Annotated in this window: 20 protein-coding genes; 19 read left to right on the top strand and 1 reads right to left on the bottom strand. The window is 70.7% G+C overall.

Annotated features, from left to right (window positions below; genetic code table 11):
* Position 1 precedes the first annotated feature (1 nt).
* From mltG to AS029_RS14120, 11 genes are all read left to right on the top strand, one after another.
* Positions 2 to 1,684, top strand: a complete 1,683-nt coding sequence (mltG, locus tag AS029_RS14070) for an endolytic transglycosylase MltG (protein WP_058233217.1) — start codon at positions 2 to 4, stop codon at positions 1,682 to 1,684.
* Complete coding sequence (locus AS029_RS14075; RefSeq protein WP_058233218.1) at positions 1,678 to 2,514, top strand: shikimate dehydrogenase; 837 nt, start codon at positions 1,678 to 1,680, stop codon at positions 2,512 to 2,514. Before mltG ends, AS029_RS14075 begins: the two co-directional genes overlap by 7 nt.
* A gap of 4 nt (positions 2,515 to 2,518) precedes the next feature.
* On the top strand, positions 2,519 to 3,745 hold the full coding sequence (gene aroC, locus AS029_RS14080; protein ID WP_058233219.1) for a chorismate synthase: 1,227 nt from the start codon (positions 2,519 to 2,521) through the stop codon (positions 3,743 to 3,745).
* Positions 3,732 to 4,283, top strand: coding sequence for a shikimate kinase (locus AS029_RS14085; RefSeq protein WP_058233220.1), 552 nt, complete (start codon positions 3,732 to 3,734; stop codon positions 4,281 to 4,283). Before aroC ends, AS029_RS14085 begins: the two co-directional genes overlap by 14 nt.
* Positions 4,280 to 5,356, top strand: coding sequence for a 3-dehydroquinate synthase (gene aroB, locus AS029_RS14090; protein WP_058233221.1), 1,077 nt, complete (start codon positions 4,280 to 4,282; stop codon positions 5,354 to 5,356). Before AS029_RS14085 ends, aroB begins: the two co-directional genes overlap by 4 nt.
* Positions 5,357 to 5,387: 31 nt before the next feature.
* The gene (locus AS029_RS14095; RefSeq protein WP_058233222.1) at positions 5,388 to 5,846 is read left to right on the top strand and encodes a type II 3-dehydroquinate dehydratase; all 459 of its coding nucleotides are present in this window, start codon (positions 5,388 to 5,390) and stop codon (positions 5,844 to 5,846) included.
* 161 nt (positions 5,847 to 6,007) lie between these two features.
* Entirely contained in the window at positions 6,008 to 6,568 is a 561-nt protein-coding gene (gene efp / locus AS029_RS14100) for an elongation factor P (protein ID WP_058233223.1), read from the top strand.
* A gap of 2 nt (positions 6,569 to 6,570) precedes the next feature.
* Positions 6,571 to 6,981: a transcription antitermination factor NusB gene (gene nusB / locus AS029_RS14105; RefSeq protein ID WP_058233224.1), complete on the top strand. Its 411-nt coding sequence runs from the start codon at positions 6,571 to 6,573 to the stop codon at positions 6,979 to 6,981.
* Positions 6,982 to 7,231: 250 nt separating this feature from the next.
* Positions 7,232 to 10,183 (top strand): DEAD/DEAH box helicase, encoded by a 2,952-nt coding sequence (locus tag AS029_RS14110; protein WP_058233225.1) that lies wholly within the window; start codon positions 7,232 to 7,234, stop codon positions 10,181 to 10,183.
* A 94-nt stretch (positions 10,184 to 10,277) separates the two neighbouring features.
* A complete protein-coding gene (locus AS029_RS14115) occupies positions 10,278 to 11,861 on the top strand; it encodes an MBL fold metallo-hydrolase (RefSeq protein ID WP_058233226.1) in 1,584 nt (527 codons plus the stop codon).
* Between the two features lie 3 nt (positions 11,862 to 11,864).
* Complete coding sequence (locus AS029_RS14120) at positions 11,865 to 12,260, top strand: VOC family protein (protein ID WP_058233227.1); 396 nt, start codon at positions 11,865 to 11,867, stop codon at positions 12,258 to 12,260.
* A 190-nt stretch (positions 12,261 to 12,450) separates the two neighbouring features.
* On the opposite strand, the gene AS029_RS14125 is transcribed toward AS029_RS14120, so the two are convergent.
* On the bottom strand, positions 12,451 to 14,076 hold the full coding sequence (locus AS029_RS14125; RefSeq protein WP_058233228.1) for an HNH endonuclease signature motif containing protein: 1,626 nt from the start codon (positions 14,074 to 14,076) through the stop codon (positions 12,451 to 12,453).
* A gap of 155 nt (positions 14,077 to 14,231) precedes the next feature.
* On the opposite strand from AS029_RS14125, the gene pyrR reads away from it, so the two are divergent.
* The 8 genes from pyrR to gmk are packed head-to-tail and all read left to right on the top strand — an operon-like array spanning position 14,232 to position 23,816.
* Positions 14,232 to 14,762, top strand: a complete 531-nt coding sequence (pyrR, locus tag AS029_RS14130; RefSeq protein WP_058233229.1) for a bifunctional pyr operon transcriptional regulator/uracil phosphoribosyltransferase PyrR — start codon at positions 14,232 to 14,234, stop codon at positions 14,760 to 14,762.
* On the top strand, positions 14,759 to 15,727 hold the full coding sequence (locus AS029_RS14135; RefSeq protein ID WP_058233230.1) for an aspartate carbamoyltransferase catalytic subunit: 969 nt from the start codon (positions 14,759 to 14,761) through the stop codon (positions 15,725 to 15,727). The genes pyrR and AS029_RS14135 overlap by 4 nt, the downstream gene beginning before the upstream one ends.
* A complete protein-coding gene (locus AS029_RS14140; RefSeq protein ID WP_058233231.1) occupies positions 15,724 to 17,046 on the top strand; it encodes a dihydroorotase in 1,323 nt (440 codons plus the stop codon). The genes AS029_RS14135 and AS029_RS14140 overlap by 4 nt, the downstream gene beginning before the upstream one ends.
* A complete protein-coding gene (locus tag AS029_RS14145) occupies positions 17,043 to 17,546 on the top strand; it encodes a PH-like domain-containing protein (RefSeq protein WP_058233232.1) in 504 nt (167 codons plus the stop codon). Before AS029_RS14140 ends, AS029_RS14145 begins: the two co-directional genes overlap by 4 nt.
* Complete coding sequence (gene carA / locus AS029_RS14150) at positions 17,543 to 18,781, top strand: glutamine-hydrolyzing carbamoyl-phosphate synthase small subunit (protein WP_058233233.1); 1,239 nt, start codon at positions 17,543 to 17,545, stop codon at positions 18,779 to 18,781. Before AS029_RS14145 ends, carA begins: the two co-directional genes overlap by 4 nt.
* Entirely contained in the window at positions 18,774 to 22,061 is a 3,288-nt protein-coding gene (gene carB, locus AS029_RS14155) for a carbamoyl-phosphate synthase large subunit (RefSeq protein ID WP_058233234.1), read from the top strand. Before carA ends, carB begins: the two co-directional genes overlap by 8 nt.
* Positions 22,058 to 22,918, top strand: coding sequence for an orotidine-5'-phosphate decarboxylase (pyrF, locus tag AS029_RS14160; RefSeq protein WP_058233235.1), 861 nt, complete (start codon positions 22,058 to 22,060; stop codon positions 22,916 to 22,918). Before carB ends, pyrF begins: the two co-directional genes overlap by 4 nt.
* Entirely contained in the window at positions 22,911 to 23,816 is a 906-nt protein-coding gene (gmk, locus tag AS029_RS14165) for a guanylate kinase (RefSeq protein WP_058233236.1), read from the top strand. Before pyrF ends, gmk begins: the two co-directional genes overlap by 8 nt.
* Positions 23,817 to 23,842 lie beyond the last annotated feature (26 nt).

Below are 23,842 nucleotides of genomic sequence, written 5' to 3' on the forward strand. Positions count from 1 at the left end.
CATGCCCGAGAACACCCCGCCCGAGAGCGATCCGTTCGCCGACCTCTACGGCCGCCTTCCCGACCCCCGTACGGGATCGCGCGCCGCCGATGCGCCGCCGTCGCGTCGCGCCGCACGCGAAGCGCGTCGCGCGGAGAACGACACGACCGCCGCCGGCGACGCCGCGCCGCAGTCGTCGCCCGCGCGCGCATCCGAGAGCCCCACCGGCTCGCCGCAGCCCACTGCGGCCGAGGCGGCGCCTCGCAGCGCCGCCGCTGCCGCGGACACCGCGCGCGCGACGGCGGCAGGACACGCCGCGGGCACCTCCCGAACGGGCGCCGCCGGCGCCCCCGCGGGCACCTCCCGAACGGGCGCCGCCGGCGCCACAGCCGGCCGCGGCGCCGTTGCGACGAGCGACGCCCCCGCCGGTCCCCGCCGAGGCGTCGCGGTCGACGCCGGGACCCAGCCGGCGCGCGAGCCCGCGACCGTAGGCGCCGGCTCCGCCGCGGTCGCCACGGAGCCGGCGCCGGGCACCGTGGCATCCGGATCCCTCGAACAGCTCTTCACCGGTCAGACCACGACGCACGAGATCGGTCACACCGCGCCGCAGCCCACGCGCCGCCGACGTCGTGTCGGACCGTGGATCGCGCTCGCGGTCGTGGTGTTGCTCGTCGGCGGCATCGCCGGCGGCGGGTTCGCCCTCTGGAACACCTACGGCGAGCGGGTGCAGGCGTTCTTCGGCGGGGGAGAACCCCTCGATTACGAAGCGGGCCAGGCCACCGGCGAGACACGCGTGACGATCGTCTCGGGCGACACGGGCGAATCCGTCTCGCCGAAGATGTTCGAGGCGGGCGTGACCAAGGCGTCGAACTCGCTCTACAAGTACATGGTCGACAACAACGTCGCCTTCACCTTCCAGCCGGGCGTCTACAAGCTCCAGCAGCAGATGACCTCCGAGGCGGTGCTCCTCGCTCTCCGTCAGCCCGAGAACCGTCTGAACTACTCCGTGCAGCTGCGCGAGGGTCTGACGCTCGCGCAGTCGCTCGACCTCATCGCGGAGCAGCTCGCCATCCCGCGCGCCGATCTCGACGCCGCCGTCGCCGACCCGTCGCAGTACGGTGTGCCGGCATCGACGCTCGAGGGATGGATCTTCCCGGCCACCTACGACTTCGACGAGGGCGTCACGCCGCAGCAGGTCATCGACACGATGGTCAAGCGCACGATGCAGTCCCTCGACACCGCCGGTGTGCCCGAGGGCGACCGCGAGCGGATCCTCATCATCGCCTCGATCATCGAGCGCGAGGCGCGCAGCAGCGAGGACTTCTACAAGGTCAGCCGCGTCATCGAGAACCGCCTGCAACCCACCAATCAGGAGACCTTCGGCAAGCTCGAGATGGACTCCACCGTGCAATACGGCGCGGGCGAGATGGGCAGCGGGTCGGTGAGTACCTCGGAAGAGGCGCGCAACAGCGACAACCCGTGGAACACCTACATGTACCCGGGTCTGCCGATCGGCCCCATCGCGAACGCGGGCGATCTCGCGATCGACGCCGCGATGAAGCCGGCCGACGGTCCGTGGTTGTACTTCGTCACCGTCAACCTCGACACCGGCGAGACGGTCTTCACCTCGACGCTGAGCGAGCACGAGAAGGCCGTCGCGCAGTGGCAGGCCTGGTGCGCCGACAACCCCAACTCGGGATGCTGATCGACCGCACACGCCTCGCCGTCTGGGGCGACCCGATCGCGCATTCGCGGTCGCCCCGGCTGCATGCCGCCGCCTACGGCGTGCTCGGCCTCGACTGGGAGTACGGACGCCGCCAGGTCGACGAGATAGCGTTCTCGACCGCCCTCGGAGATCTGGATGCCACGTGGCGGGGCCTCTCCTTGACGATGCCGCTCAAGCAGGTTGCGGCCCGCACGGCTGTCGCACTCGACGACGACGCGCGCCTCACGGGTGCCGTCAACACCCTGCTGCTCTCCGCCGACGGCCCGCACGGGTTCAACACCGACGTCGGCGGGCTCGCTCGCGCGCTGGACGAGATCGGTGTGACGCGCCCCGAAGTCATCCGCGTGCTGGGCGCCGGGGCGACCGCCACCTCCGCCGTCGTCGCGGCCGCGCGCGCGGGTGCGCGACTCGTCGAGGTGCGCGCCCGGCGCGTCGAGGCGGCGCGCGCGCTGGCGGTCCTCGGCTCCGCAGTCGGCGTCGAGGTGCGCCCCGAGCCGTTGACCGGTGGCGACGTCGCGACGGTCGACGCCACGATCGCCACCCTGCCCGGCGGAACCGACCTGGGCCCGGTCGCCGAGACGCTGGCATCCACTTCCGGGCCCCTCGTCGACGTCGTCTACGGCACGTGGCCGACGCCGCTCGCTCAGGCGTGGACTCGCGCCGGGGTCGCGGCGCACAACGGGCTCGGCATGCTGCTGCATCAGGCCCTGCTGCAGGTGCGCGTGTTCGTCACAGGCGATCCGGGGCAGGCACTTGTCCACGAGGACGCGGTGCTGTCCGCGATGCGCACCGCGCTCGTGGGAGACTAGACGAATGCTTCGCGTTCTCACGGCCGGCGAGTCCCACGGCCCCGAACTGATCGCCCTCATGGAGGGGATGCCGGCGGGCGTGCCCGTCTCGTCCGCGCAGATCCGCGCCGAGCTCGCGCGTCGTCGCCTGGGGTACGGCCGGGGCTCGCGCATGAAGTTCGAAGAAGACGAGCTCACGCTCTCGACGGGCATCGTGCACGGTTTCACGATCGGCAGCCCGATCGCGTTGCGCATCGGCAACACCGAGTGGCCGAAGTGGACCGAGGTGATGAGCCCCGAGCCGATCGAACTGTCCGACCGCTCACGCGGCCGCGGCGCCGCCCTCACGCGCCCGCGCCCCGGTCACGCCGATCTCGTCGGCATGCAGAAGTACGGCTTCGACGAGGCCCGCCCGATCCTCGAGCGCGCCTCGGCGCGCGAGACCGCGGCGCGTGTCGCCCTGGGCGCCATCGCCCGGTCGTTCCTCAACGAGCTCGGCATCCGGCTGGTCAGCCACACGCTGTCGATCGGTCCCGTGCGCGTCCCCGACGACGCGCCGTTCCCCGCGCCCGACGACGTCGACCTGCTCGACGCCGATCCGCTGCGCTGCTTCCACGCCGCGACCAGCGAGGCCATGGTGGCCGAGGTCGACGACGCCAAGAAGGCCGGTGACACGCTCGGCGGCATCGTCGAGGTGCTCGCCTACGGCCTGCCGCCGGGGCTCGGGTCGCACGTGCAGTGGGATCGTCGATTGGATGCCAGGCTCGCCCAAGCGCTCATGAGCATCCAGGCGATCAAGGGCGTCGAGGTCGGCGACGGCTTCCTCACGACGACTCGTCGCGGATCGCAGGCGCACGACGAGCTGTTCGCGACCGGCGACGGCATCACCCGCTCGTCCGACCGCGCGGGCGGCACCGAGGGTGGCATGTCCACCGGCACCGTGCTGCGCGTGCGGGCCGGGATGAAGCCGATCGCCACGATCCCCAAGGCCCTGCGCACGGTCGACGTCGCCACCGGTGACACCGCCGCGGCCCACCACCAGCGTTCCGACGTGTGCGCCGTGCCCGCCGCCGGCGTCGTGGCCGAGGCGATGGTCGCTGTGACCCTCGCCGACGCGATCCTCGAGAAGTTCGGCGGCGACAACATCGTCGAGACCCGCCGCAACGTCGAGACCTACCTCGCGAACCTGCCCGAGACGCTGCGCACGACCGACGCGTCCGACGCGGCGCTGCTCGCGCATGACCTCGCCTGAGTCGGTTCCCGACGCGGTGCCCGGCCCGGCCGTCGTGCTTATCGGACCGATGGGCGCGGGCAAGACGAGTATCGGCCGCCGCGTCGCGCGGGCGCTCGGCACGCCGTTCACCGATACCGACAAGCTCGTCGTGCGAGACCACGGACCCATTCCGGCCCTGTTCGCCACCCACGGCGAGCCGCACTTCCGAGCCCTCGAGCGCGACGCGGTCGCCGAGGCGCTCACGCGCGGCGGTGTCGTCGCACTCGGCGGCGGTGCGGTGCTCGATCGCGTGACCCGCGAGCGCCTCACCGCGCATCGCGTGGTGCTGCTGACCGTGGCGCCGCACGTGGTGGCATCCCGGATCCACGGCGACGACCGACCGCTGCTGGGCGGCGAAGACCCCGTCGCCCGGTGGCAGCGCATCTACGACGAACGCCGGCCTGTCTACGAGCAGACCGCCGACGTCACGTTCGACACCTCGTCGGGACCGCTCGTGCGCGTCGTCGACGACATCGTGGCCTGGGCACGCCGTGTGCCGGCCGGAGAGACGGCATGACCGACACCACCACCATCAGCGTCGCCGGCGACTCCGGCTACGACATCACCATCGGTCGCGGGCTGCTGGCCTCGCTCGGCGAGAGACTGCCCGCGGCGGCGCAGAAGGTGCTGGTGGTGCACCCGCCGACCCTGGCGAAGCAGGCCGAAGCCCTGCGGACTCAGCTGATGGGCGACCGCCAGGTGCTGCTCGCCGAGATCCCCGATGCCGAGGCCGGCAAGCGCGTCGAAGTGGCGGCGTTCTGCTGGCAGGTCATGGGCCAGGCTGACTTCACCCGCACCGACGTCGTCATCGGCTTCGGTGGGGGAGCGGTCACCGACCTCGCCGGATTCGTCGCGGCGACCTGGCTGCGCGGCGTCGCGCTCGTGCACGTGCCGACGACGGTGCTGGGCATGGTCGACGCCGCGGTGGGCGGCAAGACCGGCATCAACACCGCCGAGGGCAAGAACCTCGTGGGCGCCTTCTGGCCCCCGGTCGCGGTGGTGTGCGACCTCGACCTGCTCGACACGCTGTCGAAGAACGAAGCGACCGCCGGGTTCGCCGAGGTCGTGAAGGCCGGTTTCATCTGGCATCCCGAGATCCTCGATCTGATCGAGGCCGACCCGACGGGCATCGTCGACCCGCGCGGCGACGCGTTCCGACGTTGCGTCGAGCTCGCCATCGACATGAAGGCGCGCGTCGTCGGCGAAGATCTTCGCGAGGCGGGGCTTCGCGAGGTGCTCAACTACGGGCACACCCTCGGTCACGCGATCGAGCACGCCGAGCGCTATCGCTGGCGTCACGGCGCCGCCATCTCGGTGGGTATGGTGTTCGCCGCCGAGCTGTCGCGTCTCGCCGGACGACTCTCGGATGACGTGGCTCAGCGCCACCGCACGATCCTCGAATCGCTGGGACTGCCGACGACCTACCGCGCCGGGGCGTTCCAGACGCTCAAGGCGACGATGCAGCGCGACAAGAAGAGCCGCGGCGCCATGCTGCGTTTCATCGTGCTCGACGACCTCGCCCGGCCGACCGTGCTCCAGGCACCCGACGAGTCGCTGCTGTTCGCGGCGTACCAAGAGGTCGGGGCGTAGGCACGCTCACCGCGCTGATAGCGTGCGACGCATGACCACGCCCCGCCGTCTGCTGCTCGTCAACGGACCCAACCTCAACCTGCTTGGAACGCGCCAGCCCGAGATCTACGGCCGCGACACGCTGGCCGACGTCGAACGCCTCACGGCCGACGCGGCCGGTCGCCACGGCATCGAGGTGCGGGCGGTGCAGAGCAACCACGAGGGCGTGCTGATCGACGCGATCCACGCCGCACGTCTCGACTGTGCCGGCATCGTGATCAACGCCGGGGGACTCACGCACACCTCCGTCGCGCTGCGCGACGCTCTGGCATCCGTCGACCTGCCGGTCGCCGAGGTGCACATCTCGAACATCAAGGAGCGCGAGGAGTTCCGTCACTTCTCGTTCATCGAAGACGTCGCCGTGGTGCACGTGGTGGGTGAGGGCGTGCCGGGCTATGCGCGCGCGGTCGACCTGCTCGTCGAGGTCATCACGGGGAGCGCCGACGGGTGAGCGGCCGGCTGTCGACGTGCTCGCAGGGAGCGTCGAGCGGCCGCGCGGCGGCGCGCAGTCCACACGGCTGACCGCGTCCGAGGGGGGCATCGCGTAGACTCGGTCGCTGGGTGTGCGCCGGAGCGCCGCCTCTCCCCACACGAAACGGAACACGGGCACTCATGGCATCCACCGCAGACATCAAGAACGGCGTCGTCCTCAGCATCGACGGTCAGCTCTGGAGCGTCGTGGAGTTCCAGCACGTCAAGCCCGGCAAGGGCGGCGCCTTCGTGCGCACCAAGCTGAAGAACGTCATGAGCGGCAAGGTCGTCGACCGCACGTTCAACGCCGGCGCCAAGGTCGAGATCGAGAACGTCGACCGCCGCGACTTCACCTACCTCTACAACGACGGCGAGGGCTTCGTCTTCATGGACGTCGCCGACTACGACCAGATCACCGTCGGTGCCGCCACCGTCGGCGACGCCGCCAACTTCCTGCTCGAGAACCAGCAGGTGCAGATCGCCCTCAACAACGGCAACCCCCTCTACGTCGAGATGCCGCCGTCGGTCGTGCTCGAGGTCACCTACACCGAGCCGGGCCTGCAGGGCGATCGCTCGTCGGCCGGCACCAAGCCCGCCACGGTCGAGACCGGGTACGAGATGCAGGTTCCGCTGTTCCTCGAGACCGGCACGAAGATCAAGGTCGACACTCGCACGGGCGAGTACCTCGGCCGCATCAGCTGACGTTGTCCGCCCGCACCAAGGCGCGCAAGCGCGCCCTCGACATCCTCTTCCAGGCCGACGTGCGCGGCGAGGAGCTCGCGATCATGCTGGCCACCGAGGCCAAGCGCGCGGCATCCGAGCCCGACCGTCAGGCGTCGTGGCTGTACGCCCGCGACATCGTCGACGGTGTCATCGACAACCGTGACGCGATCGACGAGCAGATCACCACGTTCGCCAAGGACTGGTCGCTGCAGCGCATGCCCGCCGTCGACCGCGCCCTGCTGCGCATCGGCACGTGGGAGATCCTCTACAACGACGAGGTGCCCACGGCCGTCGCGATCGACGAGGCCGTGGAGCTCGCGAAGGAGTTCTCGACCGACGACTCCGGCTCGTTCGTGCACGGCGTGCTGGCGCGGATCGCGCGCTCGTCCTGAGCCTCGCCGACGTGTCACGACGCGGCCCCGGCGTCCCGCCGGTGGCCGCGTCGCGGCGTTCCGGGGGACGCGCCACGGCGTGCGCGCGCGGCCATGATTCGTCGAGAAACGCGATCCGCGCGATGAAACGCGTGCACAGGGCGTTTCTTCGCGCGAATCGCGTTTCTGCGTGCCCCGGAGTCCTCGCGAACCGCACCGCGGGGTCGCGCAGGCGCGCCGCGATGTCGGAGGCCTCGGGCAGGATGCTGCCGTGAGCTCCTGGCGCGACCTGCTTCCCGGGGGCGAGACGGCAGCCTTCGAGCCGCTCGCCCTCGGCATCGAGCTGCGCCAACGCGAGGCCTACGATCCCGCGCGGTGGGACGCCCGGGCGGTCGTGCCCGTGACCCCGCGCATGCTCGCGCGACGGCAAGACGACCTGCAGCTCGTCGCACGCCCCCTCGTGCGCGGCGCGCGCGACGCCTGGATCCGAGCGGATGCCACGTGGGATGCCGTCCGGCGATCAACCGCCCGCTTCGACCCGGCGCACGTGCGGTGGTTCGCCGACGTGCACGCTCTCGCGCAGGCACGGCGAACGGCCGGGCCGTTCGCGCCGTCGGGTGACACCATCGCCCTCGACGCGGTCGACTCGCCCCTGCTCTGGCCGCACCTGCGCGCGGCGGAGTCGCTCGGCATCCCGATCGTGTCGATGAACCCGCAGCAGGCGGTGCGCCTCGCAGCCGACGCGGTCGCGCGGGTGACGGTCGACGCGGTCGGCGGGGGAGCGTTGCGCGTGTCCGCCGAGCTCGAGATCGACGGCCGCTCTATGGATGCCGCTCACGCCCGGGCCATCGGCGGCTCCGGGCTGTTCGCGTACGAACTGGATCGCGATCCGGTGCCGCTCGTGCTCGCGGCCGTCGACCTGCCCGCGCCGCTGCCTGCGCTGCTGGGCACTCCGATCGTCGAGGTGCCGGCGGGCGAGTCCGCGGAGTTCGTCGCCGAGGTCTACCCGCGATTGGCGCGCCGAGTGCCGCTGTCGGTGGGCGCGGGCGTTCCGTCGCCGCCGCCGGCACGCCCCACCCTCCTGGTGGACGTGTCGTACCTCGAGGGCGACGAGGTGCAGTACCGCCTCGACTGGGTGTATCCCGGCGGCCACCGCGCCGCGTGGACCGACGACGGCGAGCATCCCGACCGCGACGACCGCGCCGAGGCGCAGATCGGCGAACGGTTCGAGACGGCGTGGATGTCGGCATCCGATCTACCGGTCGCTTCGCGGGCGCACCTGCGCGACGCGGATGCCGCGGTGTTCAGCGCACACGTGCTGCCCGCGGTCGACGTGGTCGACGAGGTGCGGGTGCGAACGCACGGCACGCGGCCGACGTTCCGCGAGCTGCGCGGCGACCCGTCGCTGCGCATCACGACCGTCGAGTCCCTCGACCGCGACTGGCTCGACCTCGGAATCGCCGTCACGATCGACGGCCGTCTCATCCCGTTCGGTGTGCTGTTCACGGCGCTGTCGCGCGGGCGCACGCGCATCAAGCTGTCCGACGGGGCATGGTTCTCGCTCGCTCATCCGGCGCTCCAGCGTCTGCGCGAACTGCTCGACGAGGCCGCCGCGCTCGACGAATGGGAGACCGGGCCCCGCGTCCCGCGCACGCATCTCGCGCTCTGGGCGGAGTTCGAAGACCTCGCCGATCAGTCCGACGCCGCGGTGGAATGGCGTCAGATCGCGCGGGCGCTGCGCGACAGCGCCGAGGTGCCGGAGGTGGCACCCCCGCCCGGGTTCCTCGCCGACCTGCGTCCTTACCAACGCGAGGGGCTCTCGTGGCTCGCGCTGCTGCACGCGCACCGGCTCGGCGGCATCCTGGCCGACGACATGGGACTCGGCAAGACGCTGCAGCTGCTCGCGCTGATCGCGCACACACGGGCGCGCGGCGAGACGCGGCCGTGGCTCGTCGTCGCCCCGACCTCGGTGCTGCCGACGTGGCGCGCCGAGGCCGCGCGTTTCGTTCCCGACCTGAGGGTCGCCGTCGTCGAGGCCACCGCCGTCCGGCGCGATCGCACGATCGCCGACATCGCGAGCGCCGTCGACGTGGTCGTCGCGTCGTACGGCGTGGTGCGAGCGGATGCCGAGGAGTTCGCCGCGCCGCACTGGAGCGGCGTGGTGCTCGATGAGGCCCAGTTCGTGAAGAACCCCGCGACGCGCATCCACCGTGCCATCGCTGCGCTGCGCACCGACGCGGTGTACGCGGCCACGGGCACGCCGATCGAGAACGGACTCGACGACCTGTGGGCGTTGCTGGCGTTGACCGCGCCCGGGTTGTTCCCCTCGATCCGGCAGTTCCGCGAGGACTACACCCGCGCGATCGAACGGCTGCCCTCGGACGCCCCCACCGAGCTCTCGGCCGCCGCGACCGGCGCGCACCGCGACAAGATGCTCGAGAAGCTCCGTCGCCGGGTGCGGCCGTTCCTGCTGCGTCGCACGAAAGACGTCGTGGCATCCGATCTGCCTCCCAAGCAGGAGCAGGAGATCGCGGTGCCCCTCGGCCCCGCGCACCAGGCGGTGTACGACCGCGTGCTCCAGCGCGAGCGGCAGAAGGTGCTGGGGCTCCTCGACGATCTCGACCGGCAGCGCTTCATCGTGTTCCGCTCCCTCACACTGCTGCGCATGCTGGCGCTCGCGCCCGGTCTCGTCGACGAGCGCGACGCGCACCTCGGTTCCGCCAAGCTCGACGTGCTGCTCGACCGGCTCGTCGAGATCGCCGCCGAGGGGCACCGCGCGCTGGTGTTCAGCCAGTTCACCTCCTTCCTCGACATGGCGGCGCAGCGGTTGGATGCCGCCGGCCTCGCGCACGCGCACCTCGACGGCAGCACCACCCGGCGCGGCGAGGTGGTCGCCGGGTTCCGAGAGGGCGATGCGCCCGTGTTCCTCATCAGCCTGAAGGCCGGCGGGTTCGGGCTCACCCTGACGGAGGCGGATTACGTCTTCGTCCTCGACCCCTGGTGGAACCCGGCCGCCGAGGCCCAGGCCATCGACCGCGCTCATCGCATCGGGCAGGACAAGAGCGTCTTCGTCTACCGGCTCATCGCCGAGGGAACGATCGAAGAGAAGGTGCTCGCGCTCCAGCGCCGCAAGGCCGCGCTGTTCGATGCGGTCATCGACGACGGCGAGGCGTTCGCCGCGTCGTTGGACGCCGACGACATCCGGGGGCTGCTCGGCCCGTGAGACCGTCCGCTCCCGAACTCGCCCTCTCTTCCCCGAACCCGTTCAGCATGCCCCGCGTAGACTCGACAGGTTCCGTCCACGACACAGGAGCGACATGAAAGTCACCGGCCTCGGCCACGCAGGCATGTTCATCGAGACGGCGGGCGGCAGCATCCTCTGCGACCCCGTCATCGGTCCGAGCTTCTTCGGCTCGTGGTTCCCGTTCCCCGACAACCGGGCCCTCGACTGGGAGCGCTTCGGCCAGGCGGACTTCCTCTACATCTCGCACCGCCACCGCGACCACTTCGACCCCGCGCTGCTCGAGCGGTACGTCTCGAAAGACGTCAAGGTGCTTCTCCCCGAGTATCCGACCGACGACCTCGAGCAAGATCTCATCGCCCTGGGCTACACGAACCTCGTGCGCACCGAGGCCGGCGTCCCCCTGCGGTTCGGCAACCTGAAGCTCATGGTGACGCCGCTGCGCGCGCCCTCCGACGGGCCCATCGGCGACTCGTCGCTCTCGGTCGACGACGGCACGGCATCCGTGCTGAACCAGAACGACTCGCACCCCCTCGACCTCGAGAAGCTCTTCGATTTCGGCAAGCCCGACGCGTACTTCACCCAGGTCTCCGGCGCCATCTGGTGGCCCATGGTCTACGACCTGCCGCAGGACGCCAAGCAGAACTTCGCGCAGCTCAAGCGCGACGCGCAGAACAAGCGCGCGATGTACTACATCGAGAAAGTGGATGCCGAGCACGTCTTCCCCATGGCGGGCCCGCCGATGTTCCTGCGCGAGGAGCTGTTCCGCTACAACGGCACGGGCCTCGAGAACGACTCGATCTTCACCGACCAGCGCGAGTTCCTCGCGCACATGACGCAGCAGCGCCCCGACCAGAAGGGCTACCTGTTCCTGCCCGGCACCGAGGTCGAGCTGCAGGGCTCCGACGTGACGGTGACTCAGACCCTGTACACGGATGACGAGATCGAACGCGTCTTCGGTGACAAGTGGAACTACCTCGCCGCGCAGAGCGAGAGTCGCCAAGACGAGATCGCCGCCGAGGTGGCATCCCGAGCCGAGATCCTGTCGCCCGCCGAGATGCTCGCGGCGATCAAGGAATGGTGGGAGCCGCTGCTGCGGCGCGCCCGCACCATCCGCAACGGCGTCGGGGGAGCGGTGCGCTTCCGCATCGGCGAGCTCGACATGGTCGTGGACTTCCCCAAGGCGAAGGTGCGCGAATACGCCGGCGAGGAGTGCATCTACTGGTACACGATCCCCGCCGACCTCGTCTCCACCAACATCCGCGACCACGAGATCGACTGGTCGAACTCGATCTTCCTGTCGATGCAGTTCGAGGTGGGTCGTTCGGGCAAGTTCAACGAGTTCCTCACCACGTTCCTCAAGTGCCTGTCGCGCGACCGCATCGAGTACGTCGAGAACTGGTACGCCGAGCAGTCCGACCAGACCGAGGATGCCGAGATCGACGGCTGGACCGTGCAGCGTCGCTGCCCGCATCTGCGTGCCGACCTCACGAAGACCGGCAAGATCGAGGACGGCGTGCTGACGTGCTCGCTCCATGACTGGAAGTGGGACCTGGCGACGGGGCGCTGCCTGACCACGACGGGTCACCCGATCCGCTCCACGCCCAGCGGCGAGCGCGCGGCCGCCGAGCGTGCGGCCGCCGGGGTCGCCGCGAGCTGAGCCGTGCCGGGTTTCCATCACGTCGAGGTCTGGGTCGAAGACCTGGCAGTGGCACGTGTCGAGTGGGGATGGCTGCTCACCGAGCTCGGTTTCGAGCGAACCGGCCAGTGGGCTCAGGGCGAGACGTGGAGCACGCACGACGGCCCATACCTGACGCTGACCACATCGCCGAACCTGTCGCGCCGTGAACATGACCGGAGCGCTCCCGGTGTGAATCACCTCGCGTTCCTCGGCGGCTCCCGGGCTCAGGTGGATGCCGTCATGGCTGCGGCGAGCGTGCACGGGTGGCGACCGTTGTACCACGAGCGATATCCGTTCGCCGGCGGTCCCTCGCACTACGCCGGGTGGCTCGAGAATTCCGCGGGGTTCAAGGCGGAGATCGTCGCGGACGAAGACTGACCCGATCACGCGCCTCGTGCTCGGCTTGGGCGTCGTGCTCGATCACGCCACGTCACGCTCGGCTATGCGCGTCGCACTCTGCCACGAGCGTCGCGCTCCGTCACGCCGCGTCGAAGCGACGCGGAGATCTCGACCGCAGCAGCGTCGGCGGTCGCACCTCGCCCGTGCGCGGATCGGGTGGCGCGTGCAATCAGTACGCGTCTCGACCGGTGACGGGATCCCGCTCGCGCACGATCTTCTCACCGCGGTTGTGGATTCCCAGGTGATGGTTCCGGCAGAGCGGGACGCCGTCGTCGACGTCGGTCCTGGCCCGATCCGCCGCCCAGTGATCGATGTGGTGCATCTCGCACTGCGAGATGGGGGCGCGGCATCCGATACCGACGCATCCGCCGTCGCGCACCGCGATCGCGATTCGCTGTGCGCGGGTGAACAGACGCTGGTGGCGTCCGACGTCGAGCGGGCGCCCCACGTTGCCCAGCGAGACGGGCAGCGCACCCGCGTCGCAGAGATAGCTCTCGACCACCCCGCCCGGAACGGAGCCGCCGCCGTCCTCCCAATGCCCGACGCCCCGCACCGTCGTCGGTGCCGAGCCGAGCGAATCCAGCGCAGCGCCCGCTCCGCGGTCACCCGACCTCGCCGCCGTCTCATCCGCGGAGCCGCCGCGACCGCTCCCCGCTCGCGAGACGTCCGTGTCCGCCGGGCCGACGGCTTGCCGAGCTCGGTCCGTCTGCGATCTCGCCCCGGCGACATCGTCGGCCACCGTATGCGGCGCGCCTCCGCCCGAGGCGCCGCCGACGCATCCGCTCTCGACCGCCCCCAGCGCAGACGCCTCCACCACGATTCGCACGCCCGGTTGCCGGTCGCCGAACGCCCGCGCCGGATCAGCCGCCGCTCCGGTGCGCATAACGGCGACCAGCGTGTCGTACGCGATCTGCTCACCCGACCGCTCGTCGGAGGCGTCGGCGACGGCACGCGCACCGGCGCCGGTGCTCCCGGCATCCGCATCCACGAACCGCGGCCCACGCCGCGGACGCAACGCCGCTTGCAGGATCGCATCGACCCATGTCGCCGCATCATCGTCGAACACGACCCGCCCGTGTCGCTGACCGTGCTCGTCGATCCACGAACGATACGACCGGGCGGCGAAGCGCTCCTCGAACCGCAGAGTCACCCCGACCGGGTCGAGGCGGTCTCGCGCGATCCGCGCAGAAGCCCGCACCTCCTCGACCGGTAGATGGGGCGCTTCGTCGATCAGCCGCTCGACGGCCGTGTGCCAGGCGCGGGAGAGGAAATCCGGATCGAGCTCGGGATACCTCTCCACCGGCGGCTCGCCCAGCCCCACGCGGATCGCCTGGAACTGCGCGTGACTGAGCGCCCCGTGGCGAAGCGCCCCGCTCGTGCGATCGAGCCACGACCCGCCACCATCCTCGGAGGCGGCGCGAGACTCGGCTCCAGAACCATCGCCGTCGTGCCCGACCGCGGGCGGAAGCGAGGGGAGCAGATCACCCCCGGTCTTCACCGCGCGCAACACCTCGCGCCGGCTCCGCCCGGTCAACGTCTGCAGCAGTTCCGTCGCGTTGCGGTGCCCCTGTCGTTGCGCCAGCCCCGCTCCGCCCAGCTCTCGCGCCGAACGCGCGTCGATCACCCGGGCCGCACAGGCCGCGAGCACGTCGAGGGCGTTGCGCGCCGCGGTGATCTCGCTCATAAATCCCACGAGTTCGCGATCATCGAGCGCCTCGCACTCCCGCCCCCTCAGCAGTTCGACGACGCGCTCGCTCGCCACCCGCAGGCGGTCGCTCGGCGCGTTCACATCCATAGAACAAAAGTACGAATGTCGGAACCGCGCCACCAGCGCACGAACACGACACCACCCGCACCCGCCCAGGATTCACCCCGCCCCACCCGCTAGACTCGACGCCGAACCACAGCAACCTTTAACCCCGTCCCGTGAGGCGGAGAAGGGAGCAGCGGATGAGTACGCGCACCGTCATGCACGATGCCGATATCGCCCGCGCTTTGACGCGCATCTCGCACGAGATCCTGGAGTCCAACAAGGGACCGGAGGGACTCGTCCTTCTCGGCATCCCGACCCGCGGCGTCACGCTCGCGAACCGGATCGCTCCGCTGATCAGCGAGTTCGGCGGCGCACCCGTGCCGGTCGGCTCGCTCGACGTGACGATGTACCGCGACGATCTGCACCGCAACCCCACGCGGGCGCCGCGGAAGACCGAGATCCCCTCCGGCGGCATCGACGGCAAGACCGTCGTGCTGGTCGACGACGTGCTCTTCTCGGGCCGCAGCATCCGCGCCGCTCTCGACGCCCTGCAGGACATCGGGCGCCCCGCCGCCGTGCGGTTGGCGACCCTGATCGACCGCGGGCACCGCGAGCTGCCGATCCGCCCCGACTTCGTGGGCAAGAACCTCCCCAGCGCCCGCGACGAGCGCGTGAACGTCCGTCTTGCTGAGACCGACGGCATCGAAGAGGTGACCATCGAGTCATGAGGCACCTGCTCGACACCCAGCACCTCTCGCGCGCCGACGCGCTCGAGATCCTCGATGTCGCCGAAGACATGGCCGACACCCAGCGCCGCGAGGTCAAGAAACTGCCGACCCTGCGCGGCAAGACGGTCGTCAACCTCTTCTTCGAGGACTCCACCCGTACGCGCATCTCGTTCGAGGCCGCCGCCAAGCGCCTCAGTGCCGACGTCATCAACTTCTCGGCGAAGGGCTCCAGCGTCAGCAAGGGCGAATCGCTGCAGGATACGGCGCAGACGCTCCAGGCGATGGGGGCGGATGCCGTCGTCATCCGCCACGGAGCGTCCGGGGCTCCGCGCACGCTCGCGACCTCCGGCTGGATCAGCGCGGGCGTCGTCAACGCCGGCGACGGCACGCACGAGCACCCCACGCAGGCCCTGCTCGACGCGTTCACGATCCGCAAGCGTCTGTTCGGCGACGCGAGCCGCGGCCGCGACCTCGACGGCATCCGGGTCACGATCGTCGGCGACGTGCTGCACTCCCGGGTCGCACGCTCGAACGTGTGGCTTCTGCACACCCTCGGCGCGCACGTGACGCTGGTCGCCCCTCCGACGCTCGTGCCCCAGGACGTCAGCGGCTGGCCGGTCGAAGTCGACTACGACCTCGATCACGCCATCTCCACAGGCCCCAATGCGCTGATGATGCTCCGCATCCAGCTCGAGCGCATGAACGCCGCGTATTTCCCGACTGAACGGGAGTATTCACGCCGTTATGGTCTCGACGCGCGACGTCTGGAGGCCTTGCCGACCGATAGCATTGTGTTGCACCCCGGTCCGATGAACCGAGGTCTGGAGATTTCCGCCGAAGCCGCCGATTCGCCTCGTTCGACGGTGCTCGAACAGGTCACGAACGGCGTCTCCGTGCGGATGGCCGTGCTCTACCTGCTGCTCGCGGGCGAGCGCCCCGACACCGAGAAAGAGGACCTCCGATGAGCCACGCCACCCCCCAGACGCTTCTGGTGCGCGGCGCGCGCATCGAGGGTCAGGATGCCACCGACCTGCTCGTGCGTGACGGCGTCATCGCCGAGACCGGCGGCGGCCTGTCGCACGCGGGTGCCACCGTCGTCGACGCCGACGGACTGATCGCCCTCCCCGGTCTGGTCGACCTGCACGTGCACCTGCGCGAGCCCGGATTCGAGGCATCCGAGACCGTGCTCACCGGGTCGCGCGCCGCCGCCGCGGGCGGGTTCACCACCGTGTTCGCCATGCCGAACACCTCGCCGACCGCCGACACCGCTGGTGTGGTGGAGCAGGAGCTCGCGCTCGGCGAAGCCGCCGGCTACGTGCACGTGCAGCCGATCGGTGCCATCACCGTGGGCCAGAAGGGGGAGCGGCTCGCGGAACTCGGCGCCATGGCCGACTCCCGCGCCCGCGTGCGCGTCTTCAGCGACGACGGCTTCTGCGTGTTCGACCCGCTCATCATGCGCCGGGCGCTGGAGTACGTGAAGGCGTTCGACGGCGTCGTCGCCCAGCATGCGCAGGACCCGCGACTCACCGAGGGCGCGCAGATGAACGAGGGTGCCGTGTCGGCCGAGCTCGGCCTCACCGGCTGGCCGGCGGTCGCCGAGGAGTCGATCATCGCCCGCGATGTGCTGCTCGCCGAGCACGTCGGCTCGCGGCTCCACGTCTGCCACCTCAGCACCGCCGGGTCGGTCGACATCATCCGCTGGGCCAAGAAGCGCGGCGTCGACGTCACCGCCGAGGTCACTCCGCACCATCTGCTGCTGACCGACGAGCTCGTGCGCGACTACGACGCCCGGTACAAGGTCAACCCGCCGCTGCGCCGCGAAGAAGACGTCATGGCCGTGCGCGAGGGCCTCGCCGACGGCACGATCGACATCGTCGCCACCGACCACGCCCCGCACCCCGCTGAGGCGAAGGCCTGCGAATGGGCCGCCGCGGCGAACGGCATGGTGGGCCTCGAGAGCGCCCTGCGGGTCGTGCAGCAGGCGATGGTCGACACGGGGCTGCTCGACTGGGCCGACGTCGCCCGCGTGCTGTCGAAGACCCCCGCGCGCATCGGCCGCCTCGACGGACACGGTACGCCCGTCGCTGCGGGCCACCCCGCGTCGTTCACGCTGTACGACCCGCGTCCGTCGCGCCCGTTCGCGGTGACCGACCTGCGCGGTCGCAGCAAGAACTCGCCGTACCTCGGGCGGGAGCTGCCCGGCGAGGTGCGCTGGACCGTGCGCGCCGGCATCCCGACCGTCGCCGACGGTGCCCTGCTCGACACCCCCGGAGCGCTCGCGTGAGTCGTGAGGGCGCCCTGCTCGTGATGGTGGGAGTCGCCGTCGTGGTGCTCGCCCTGCTCGCGTGGGCGTGGGTGCGACGAACGCGGCGCGATGCGCGCTTCACCGCCCCGGTGGGGGAGCTGCCCGAGGACGCCGTCGAGACGGCCGCGTTCCCGGGGCTCTACGTCGCCACGACGCGTCACGACGAGCCGCTCGAGCGTCTCGCGATCAAGGGTCTCGGCTTCCGCTCCCGCGTCGACGTCACCGTCACCACGGCCGGCGTCGCCCTCGACCTGCCGGGTCAGCCCCGCATCGCGCTCACCCCAGACCGTCTGGTGGATGCCGCTCAGGCCACCGTCGCCATCGACCGTGTGGTCGAGGCCGGCGGCCTGACCCGCATCAGCTGGCGCATCGACGACGCCACGGTCGTCGACACCTACCTCCGTCCTCAGGATGCCTCGGCGAAAGCCCTCGCCGACGCCATCCGTCCCCTCATCACCACGACAGGAAGCGACGCATGACCGCCCTGATCCCTTCCGCGCGCCTGACGCGCGACCCGGCCGTCCTCGTGCTCGAAGACGGCACCCGCTACACCGGCCGCGCGTACGGCGCCCGCGGCGAGACCCTCGGCGAGGTCGTCTTCGCCACCGGCATGACCGGTTACCAGGAGACGATCACCGACCCCTCGTACGCGGGCCAGATCGTGCTGCAGACCGCCCCGCACATCGGCAATACCGGCGTGAACGACGAAGACCCCGAATCCCGCCGCATCTGGGTCGCCGGCTACGTCGTGCGCGACCCCTCGCGCATGGTGTCGAACTGGCGTGCGAACCGCTCGCTCGACGACGCGCTCGTCGAAGACGGGATCGTCGGCATCTCCGGCATCGACACCCGCGCGGTGACGCGTCGCATCCGCTCCTCGGGCAGCATGCGCGGCGGCGTCTTCTCGGGCGAGGCGGCGGAGCTGGATGCCGACGAGCAGCTGCGCCGCGTGCGTGAAGCGCCGGGCATGGCGGGGCGCAATCTCTCCGCCGAGGTCTCGGTCACCGAGGTCGAGGTGACCCCCGCCACCGCCGAGCGCATCGGCAACCTCGCCGTGCTCGACCTGGGTGTGAAGAAGTCCACGATCGACAACCTCGCGGCCCGCGGCTTCGACGTGCACGTCTTCCCGCAGTCCGCCACGATCGACGAGATCCGCGCGATCGAGCCGGTCGCGGCGTTCTACTCCAACGGTCCCGGCGACCCCGCGGCATCCGACCAGCACGTCGAACTGCTGCGCGCCGTCCTCGGCGACGGCCTGCCCTTCTTCGGCATCTGCTTCGGCAACCAGCTGCTGGGCCGCGCCCTCGGCTTCGGCACCTACAAGCTGCCGTTCGGTCACCGCGGCATCAACCAGCCGGTGCTCGACAAGACGACCGGCCGCGTCGAGATCACGTCGCAGAACCACGGCTTCGCCGTCGACGCGCCGCTCGACCAGGTCGTCGACAGCCCCAACGGCTTCGGCCGCGTCGAGGTGAGCCACATCGGCCTCAACGACAACGTCGTCGAGGGTCTTCGCGCCCTCGACATCCCCGCGTTCAGCGTGCAGTACCACCCCGAGGCCGCCTCGGGTCCGCACGACGCCAACTACCTGTTCGACCGCTTCCGCGAGATGGTCCTCGCCACCCAGGCCCTTCGACAGGCCCAGGGACCGGCCACCGCGGCTCAGGGCCAGAACGACGCTCAGGACTCGACCCAGGAAGACAACAATGCCTAAGCGCGACGACATCACCTCCGTCCTCGTCATCGGCTCCGGCCCGATCGTCATCGGTCAGGCCTGCGAGTTCGACTACTCCGGCACCCAGGCCTGCCGCGTCCTGCGCGAAGAGGGGGTGCGCGTCATCCTCGTCAACTCCAACCCGGCGACGATCATGACCGACCCCGACTTCGCCGACGCGACCTACATCGAGCCCATCACCCCCGAGGTGATCGAGTCGATCATCGCCAAAGAGAAGCCGGATGCCGTGCTCCCCACCCTCGGTGGACAGACGGCCCTGAACGCGGCGATCCAGCTGCACAAGCGCGGGATCCTCGAGAAGTACGACGTCGAACTCATCGGCGCCGACTTCGACGCGATCAACCGCGGTGAAGACCGCCAGATCTTCAAGGAGCTCGTCATCGAGGCGGGCGCCGACGTGGCGGCATCCGTCATCTGCCACTCGATGGACGAACTCCTCGCCGGCGCCGAGAAGCTCGGCTACCCGCTGGTCGTGCGTCCCTCGTTCACGATGGGAGGTCTCGGTTCGGGCTTCGCATACGACGAGGCCGACCTGCGCCGCATCGGCGGTGCGGGCCTGCACGACTCGCCCACCAGCGAGGTGCTGCTCGAGGAGTCGATCCTCGGGTGGAAGGAGTACGAGCTCGAGCTCATGCGCGACACCGCCGACAACACGGTGGTCGTCTGCTCGATCGAGAACGTCGACCCCGTCGGCGTGCACACGGGCGACTCGATCACCGTGGCGCCCGCGCTCACGCTGACCGACCGCGAGTACCAGCGGCTGCGCGACATCGGCATCGACATCATCCGCGCCGTCGGCGTCGACACCGGCGGCTGCAACATCCAGTTCGCCGTCGACCCGAAGACGGGCCGCATCATCGTCATCGAGATGAATCCCCGCGTGTCGCGTTCGAGCGCGCTGGCGTCGAAGGCCACCGGCTTCCCGATCGCGAAGATCGCCGCGAAGCTGGCCATCGGCTACCGCCTCGACGAGATCCCCAACGACATCACCAAGGTGACCCCGGCGAGCTTCGAGCCCACGCTCGACTACGTCGTGGTGAAGGTGCCGCGGTTCAACTTCGAGAAGTTCCCCGCCGCCGACACCACGCTGACCACGACCATGAAGTCGGTGGGCGAGGCCATGGCGATCGGTCGCAACTACACCACGGCCCTGCAGAAGGCGCTGCGTTCGCTCGAGAAGCGCGGTTCGAGCTTCCACTGGGGCGAGGAGTCACGCTCGCTCGAGGAGCTGCTCGAGATCGCGAAGACCCCGACCGACGGCCGCATCGTCGTGCTGCAGCAGGCCCTGCGCAAGGGCGCGACGCCCGAGCAGGCGTTCGACGCGACGGCGATCGACCCGTGGTTCATCGACCAGATGGTGCTGATCAACGAGGTCGCGGAGTTCATCGGCGCCGCCGAAGAACTGGATGCCGACACCATCCGCGTCGCGAAGGAGCACGGTTTCAGCGACGCGCAGATCGCCCAGATCCGCGGGCTCGACGAGACCGCCGTGCGCGAGAGCCGCTACGCGCTCGACGTGCGCCCGGTCTACAAGACCGTCGACACGTGCGCGGGGGAGTTCCCGGCCCTGACGCCGTACCACTACTCGAGCTACGACGCCGAGACCGAGGTCACCCCCTCCGACCGCACGAAGGTCGTCATCATCGGCTCGGGCCCCAACCGCATCGGCCAGGGTGTCGAGTTCGACTACTCGTGCGTGCACGCCTCGTTCGCGCTGTCGGACGCCGGCTACGAGACCGTCATGGTCAACTGCAACCCCGAGACCGTGTCGACCGACTACGACACCTCCGACCGCCTCTACTTCGAGCCGCTCACGCTCGAGGACGTGCTCGAGGTGCTGCACGCCGAGAGCCAGTCGGGCACCATCCTCGGTGTCGTCTGCCAGCTCGGCGGACAGACGCCGCTGGGTCTGGCGAAGGGCATCGAGGCCGCCGGCTACACGATCCTCGGAACCAGCCCCGAGGCGATCGACCTCGCCGAGGAGCGCGAGCTGTTCTCGCGCCTGCTCGACGACGCCGGTCTGGTCGCCCCGCGCAACGGGACGGCGATCGACGTCGAGGGCGCGGTGCAGGTGGCCGAGGAGATCGGCTACCCCGTGCTCGTGCGCCCGAGCTTCGTGCTCGGCGGTCGCGGCATGGAGATCGTCTACTCGACCGAGGCACTGCGCGATTACTTCGTGCGCGTGGCCGACCAGGCGATCATCGGCCCCGGACTCCCGCTGCTGGTCGACCGCTTCCTCGACGATGCCATCGAGCTCGACGTCGACGCGCTGTACGACGGCACCGACCTCTACATCGGCGGCGTCATGGAGCACCTCGAGGAGGCCGGCATCCACTCCGGTGACTCCTCGTGCACGCTCCCGCCGGTCTCGCTCGGTCGCACCGAGGTCGACCGGGTCCGCGAGGCGACCCTGGCCATCGCGAAGGGCGTCGGAGTCCGCGGGCTGCTGAACGTGCAGTTCGCGATCTCGGCCGGCGTGCTCTACGTCATCGAGGCGAACCCGCGCGCGAGCCGCACCGTGCCGTTCGTCTCGAAGGCGCTCGGCATCCCGCTCGCCAAGGCCGCCAGCCGCATCATGGCCGGCAGCACGATCGCCGAGCTCATCACCGAGGGTCTGCTGCCCGAGCAGGACGGCTCGCGCGTGCCGCTCGACGCGCCCGTCGCCGTCAAGGAGGCCGTGCTGCCGTTCAAGCGGTTCCGCACCGCCGACGGTCACACCGTCGACAGCGTGCTCGGGCCCGAGATGCGCTCGACCGGCGAGGTCATGGGCATCGACCGCGACTTCCCGACGGCGTTCGCGAAGTCGCAGGAGGCCGCGTACGGCGGGATGCCGACCTCCGGCACCGTGTTCATCTCGGTCGCCGACGCCGACAAGCGCGCCGTGATCCTGCCCGCGCACCGCCTCCAGGAACTCGGGTTCGAGCTCATGGCGACCGAGGGTACGGCCGAGATCCTCGCCCGCAACGGCATCCGGGTGCAGGTCGTCGAGAAGTACTCCGAGACGCAGGGCTCCGGTCAGCAGAACGTGGTCGACCTCATCAACGCGGGCAAGGTCGACATGATCGTCAACACGCCCAGCGGCGGGTCGGCGCGCGCCGACGGGTACGAAATCCGTGCCGCCGCGGTCGCCGCGGACAAGGCCCTGTTCACCACGATGGCCGTGCTCGGCGCCGCCGTCAGCGCGCTCGGCGCGATGAAGGACGGCTTCGCCGTGCGCAGCCTGCAGGAGTACGCCGGGGATCGCGCGGGTCGCCTGTGAGCGACACGTTCGGTCAGCGGCTCTCCGCCGCCCTCGACGCCCACGGCGCCCTGTGCGTCGGCATCGACCCCCACGCCGCACTGCTGTCGGCGTGGGGGCTGGATGCCACGGCTGACGGCGCGCGCGAGTTCGGCCTGCGGGTGGTCGAGGCGGCAGCCGGCCGCGTCGGTGTGGTGAAGCCCCAGGTGGCGTTCTACGAGCGCTACGGCTCCCGCGGGTTCGCCGCCCTCGAAGACGTGATGGCCGCCGCCCGCGCGGCGGGCCTGCTCGTCATCGCCGACGCCAAACGCGGCGACATCGGCACGACGATGGACGGCTACGCCCATGCCTGGCTCGAGACCGGTTCGCCCCTCGAAGCGGATGCCGTGACCCTGGCGCCGTACATGGGCGCCGACTCGTTGCGTGAGACCCTCTCGTTCGCGGTGCGCCATGGCAAGGGCGCATTCGTGCTGACGGCGACGAGCAACCCCGAGGCGCGTGCGCTGCAGAGCGCCATCGTCGACGACGCCCTCGCGGTCGGCGATCACGAGTACGTCGCCGCCCGCGTCGCGCACGACGTCAACGAGGCGAACATCGGCGCGCCCGGCGCCTTCGGCTCGATCGGCGTCGTCGTCGGCGCCACCGTCGACCGCGCAGCCTTCGGCCTGGGCGATGTGGCACTGGCGGGCATGCCGATCCTCGCGCCCGGCTTCGGGGCGCAGGGCGCCGAGCCCGCCGACCTGCATCGGCTCTTCGGCTACGTCGCCAAGGCGGTCGTGGCGAACGAGAGTCGCAGCATCCTCGCGGTCGGCCCCGACCGCCTGACCGCCCGCATCGAGCAGCGCGCCGCGCTCTACCGGGAGACCCTGAATGGTTGACACCCGCCGCCCGCCCGAGGTCGACCGCGCCGCAGCGTCCCGCCGCGCCGTGGAAGCCCGCCGCGAACGCGCGGCGCTCAAGCGCGATGTGTCGAGCCGCGTCATCTCGCCGCAAGAACTGCTGCGCCGCGGTCTCGCCGACCCGCTGTCGCCGGCGGGTGCGATGCGCGTCACCGAGTTCCTGACCGCCATCCCGGCGATCGGCGAGAGCAAGCGCGACCGCATCCTCGCCTCGCTCGGCATCTCGCCGGTCAAGCGTCTCGGCGGTCTCGGCACGCGTCAGCGCGACGCGCTGCGGGCGTTCCTCGACAGCCGCTGGCCCGAGCCGGGTCCGCGCGACGGACGCAGCCGCCTGATCGTGCTGGCCGGACCCACGGCCGTCGGCAAGGGCACCGTGGCCGCCCACATCAAGCAGAACTACCCGCAGATCCACCTGTCGGTCTCGGCGACGACGCGCAAGCCCCGCCCCGGCGAGGTCGAGGGCCAGCACTACTACTTCGTCGACGACGCCGAGTTCGACCGCATGGTCGCCGCGGGGGAGCTGCTGGAGTGGGCCGTCGTGCACAACCAGAACCGCTACGGCACGCCGCGCGAGCCCATCGAGCGGGTGCTGGCTGCCGGCGGCACCGCTCTGCTCGAGATCGACCTGCAGGGTGCGCGCCAGGTGCGCGCCGCCGACCCGTCGGCCACGCTCGTGTTCCTCCTCCCGCCGAGCTGGGACGAACTCGTCCAGCGCCTCGTCGGACGAGGGACCGAGGATGCCGAGGAGCGCGCCAGGCGCCTTCGCACCGCCCGGGTCGAACTCGCGGCACAGAACGAGTTCGACTACCGCGTCGTGAACGAAGACGTGGCATCCGCCGCCGCCGACGTGGTGGCGCTGGCGGCCGCGCAGCGCTGACCCCGGTTCGGGGCGGAACCCGCCGC

It is taken from the genome of Microbacterium enclense, from assembly GCF_001456955.1.
GTDB classification, from domain to species: domain Bacteria; phylum Actinomycetota; class Actinomycetes; order Actinomycetales; family Microbacteriaceae; genus Microbacterium; species Microbacterium enclense.